A 3,391-nucleotide genomic window follows, 5' to 3' on the forward strand; every position below is an offset into this window, starting at 1 on the left:
ACCTGCGTTCCGAAGCCTTCGGCATCTCACTGCTGGAAGGCGCCATGTTCGGCAAACCGATGATCTCCAGCGAGATCGGCACCGGCACCACCTACATCAACCTGGCCGACCAGACCGGGCTGGTGGTGCCGCCCAATGATCCGGCCGCCTTGCGCAATGCCATGCAATACCTGTGGAATCACCCGCAAAGGGCGGAAGAGATGGGCAAACGCGCGTATGAACGCTACCAGACCTTGTTCACGTCGGAGCAGATGGCGCGGGGTTATGTGGGCTTGTATCAGCGGGTGCTGGAGGATGCTGCCGGAAGAAGCGCGCAGGTCAGTTCGGTATAAACAATAATGGGCGCTCAGGGTGCCCATTATTTTTACTGCTAAATTTGTGTTTGTAAATCCTGAGGCGCTGACTTTGATTTGTGTTCTACAGAAAATTCGCCTTGCAGCCAGGAGCTGCCAATAAAAATAGTTTTGTCGACGTTGACTACGTCAAATACCAATAAATTATCCGACCACTCAAAATTTTCATCCAGGTGAGTTTCCCCCCTGGTCAGCGCCGTTGTCACTGAATAAGAGCCGGGTCCCAGTGTGCAGTCGAACGGCAGCCGGAATTCCAGTGTATCGCCGGCGCGCAAGTCATGTTGGACCTGATCTGCATGCCAGGTATTGCTGCCCCAGATGACACTGCCTTGCTTGTCGCGCAACATGAAGCCGAGCACTAATTCCGGGATGTCTGCGCTGATTTTTACTTCACATACCAATTCTACTGTCTGTCCGACGTGGGCGGCAGCAAGCGATTGTCCACTAGCCTTGTCTTGCAATTGCAGTTTGCTGACTCCGGCAGCGCCGTTGCCGGAGCGTGTTTGCAGCCAGCCTTCTTCGTTGCGATTCTGTTCAACACGGAGTTTGGAATTTTCCTTTTCCGCCAGCAGGGCATTATAGTAGTCTACGATTTCATCGGGTGCCCCTTGTTTGAGCACCTTGCCCTTGTCCAGCAGGATCACCTGGTCGCACAGGCTGCGTACGTCGCCCATTCCGTGGGTCACGAGGATAATGGAGGTGCCTTGTTGCTTGAACTGGCGTATGCGGTCAAAACTTTTATGCTGGAAATAGCTGTCGCCGACTGACAATATTTCATCGACGATCAGGACATCCGGCCTTACCGCGGTAGCGACGGCAAATGCCAGCCGCGCTTGCATGCCGCTGGAGTAAACACGCAGCGGCTGGTCGAAGAATTCGCCAATTTCTGCAAACTCTTCAATGCCGGCCATCAGTCCGTCCAGTTGCGTGCTGCTGAAGCCCATTAATCCGCCTGCCATGTACGCATTCTGGCGGCCGGTAAACTCGGGATTAAAACCCAGGCCGAGTTCCAGCATGGCACTAATACGTCCGGTGACGCCTATGCTGCCGGAGGTTGGCCGCACGGTACCCGTGATCATCTTTAGCAAAGTGCTTTTTCCGGCGCCATTCTGGCCGATAATGGCCACCGCCTGGCCGGCGAGAATGCTGAAGCTGATATCGCGATTCGCCCAGTATTCATGGCGTACGCGCGCTGGGAGGCCGGCCCAGTGCGCCAAACGAGAAAAAACGCCTCCAAATTTGGTGTAGCACTTGCTCACCTGATCCACGCGCAATACTACCTGCGCTGGCGTCTCTGTTATCAGTGCTTGATTCATAAAGCGTCCACCAGGTCGGCGCTGGCGCGCCGGAAAATCCAGAAAGAAAACAGGAACAAGCCTGCTGCCAGTAAAAACGGCGTTATCAGGCTATGCCAGTCAGGCAGTTTTCCGTACAGCATGGCGCCTTGATAAATCTTGACGATGGGAGCCATAGGATTGAGAGCCAGCACATGGCTATATTGTTTCGGCAGGGTATCCGCTGTATAGACGATGGGAGTGAACCAGAACCATAGCTGCAACACGATTGCCAGCACCTGCCCTATGTCGCGGGAAAATACATTCATCAGGCCCAGCAGGATACCCAGGCCAAACGCGAACATGACAATCATTGCTATTCCTAGCGGTAGCACCAGCCATGCAGCGTTGGGATAATGGCCGAAAAATAGAAATACTACCGCGATGGCTACCAGCAGCAGCAGGTGATTCAGCAGCGCACTGCCGCCCACGATCAGTGGCAGGCACAGGCGCGGAAAGGCAATTTTTTTCAGCGTGTTGGCATAGTCGATGAACACGGTGGTGCAACGATTCATAATTTCTGAAAACAAGCCCCAGGCTGCAGTGCCGGCCATCAGATAGATGGCATAAGCGGCTTTATTGTCGACGTTCGGCAGCCGCGCACCCATGACTTCCGATAGCACCAACGCAAAAATCGTCGCCTGTGCCAACGGGTTTAAAATCATCCATAGTGCACCAAGTTTGCTGCGTGCAAAACGTCCGCGAAATTCCGCCTTGATGGAGGAAACGATAAAATGGCGATAACGCCAGATGGAAAGAAGTAAGGCTTTCAAAAGGTATCAATGCTTTCGTGTTGTTGATGGCCTGATCGCCCAGAGAAGCTGATGCAACAAGATCGAATATGCAGGCTCTTTGCCTGATGTGCCGGGAAAAACGGACTAGCCCGCAATTATAGGCGTAATGTTAGCCCAAGGAATGATTGCAAATGTCATGAAATTGTAAGTATGCTGCCACTTCTTCGGGAGCGGCAGCATTTGAAAGAGACTCGAATACCTTTAGGGGATGAGCTCTTGTTAGCCAGCGACCCTGCCGTAAATATCGTCAAAGCGGACGATATCGTCCTCTCCCAAATAGGCCCCTGACTGGACTTCAATCAGTTCCAAGTCTACTTCGCCATGATTTTCCAGTCTGTGCTTGACACCCAGCGGAATGTAAGTGGACTGGTTGGCAACTAGAGTCATCGTATCTTCACCTCGTGTTACAACGGCTGTTCCGCTGACCACGATCCAGTGTTCGGCGCGGTGATGATGCATCTGCATGGACAGGCGTCCACCGGGCTTGACCACAATGCGCTTGACCTGGAAATGCTCGCCGCTATCGACAGAATCATAATGCCCCCAGGGCCGGTATACCTTGCGATGGTTGTCCGCCTGCGCATAGTTGCCCTCCCGCAGGCGGCTGACGATGCGCTTGATGTTTTGCGTATTGCTCTTGTTGGTCACCAGCACCGCATCCGGGGTTTCCACCACGATCACATCTTCCAGCCCCAGGCAGGCCACTAGGCGGCTATCCGACACCACCAGGCAGTTGCGCGAATCTTCCATCATTACATCGCCCTGCAGCGCATTGCCATCCGCATCCTTGGCGGACACCTGCCATACCGCATCCCAGGCTCCGACATCCGACCAGCCCGCATCAAACGGCACCACGCAGCCGGCGATGCCCAGTTCGGTGGCCTTGGGCAGCTTTTCCATCACCGCATAA

At 54.1% G+C, this 3,391-nt stretch carries 4 protein-coding genes; 1 reads left to right on the top strand and 3 read right to left on the bottom strand.

What is annotated here, in order from left to right; genetic code table 11:
• The coding region (locus tag ACO0LO_RS28870) for a glycosyltransferase (protein WP_422969976.1) at positions 1 to 332 on the top strand (332 nt) is incomplete at its 5' end.
• A 38-nt stretch (positions 333 to 370) separates the two neighbouring features.
• On the opposite strand, the gene ACO0LO_RS28875 is transcribed toward ACO0LO_RS28870, so the two are convergent.
• From ACO0LO_RS28875 to ACO0LO_RS28885, 3 genes are all read right to left on the bottom strand, one after another.
• Positions 371 to 1,669 (bottom strand): ABC transporter ATP-binding protein, encoded by a 1,299-nt coding sequence (locus ACO0LO_RS28875; protein WP_422969978.1) that lies wholly within the window; start codon positions 1,667 to 1,669, stop codon positions 371 to 373.
• Positions 1,666 to 2,460, bottom strand: a complete 795-nt coding sequence (locus ACO0LO_RS28880; protein WP_422969980.1) for an ABC transporter permease — start codon at positions 2,458 to 2,460, stop codon at positions 1,666 to 1,668. The genes ACO0LO_RS28875 and ACO0LO_RS28880 overlap by 4 nt, the downstream gene beginning before the upstream one ends.
• A gap of 240 nt (positions 2,461 to 2,700) precedes the next feature.
• The coding region (locus tag ACO0LO_RS28885; RefSeq protein ID WP_422969982.1) for a cupin domain-containing protein at positions 2,701 to 3,391 on the bottom strand (691 nt) is incomplete at its 5' end.

The organism is Undibacterium sp. TJN25 (genome assembly GCF_049339885.1).
Taxonomy (GTDB): Bacteria; Pseudomonadota; Gammaproteobacteria; order Burkholderiales; family Burkholderiaceae_D; genus Undibacterium.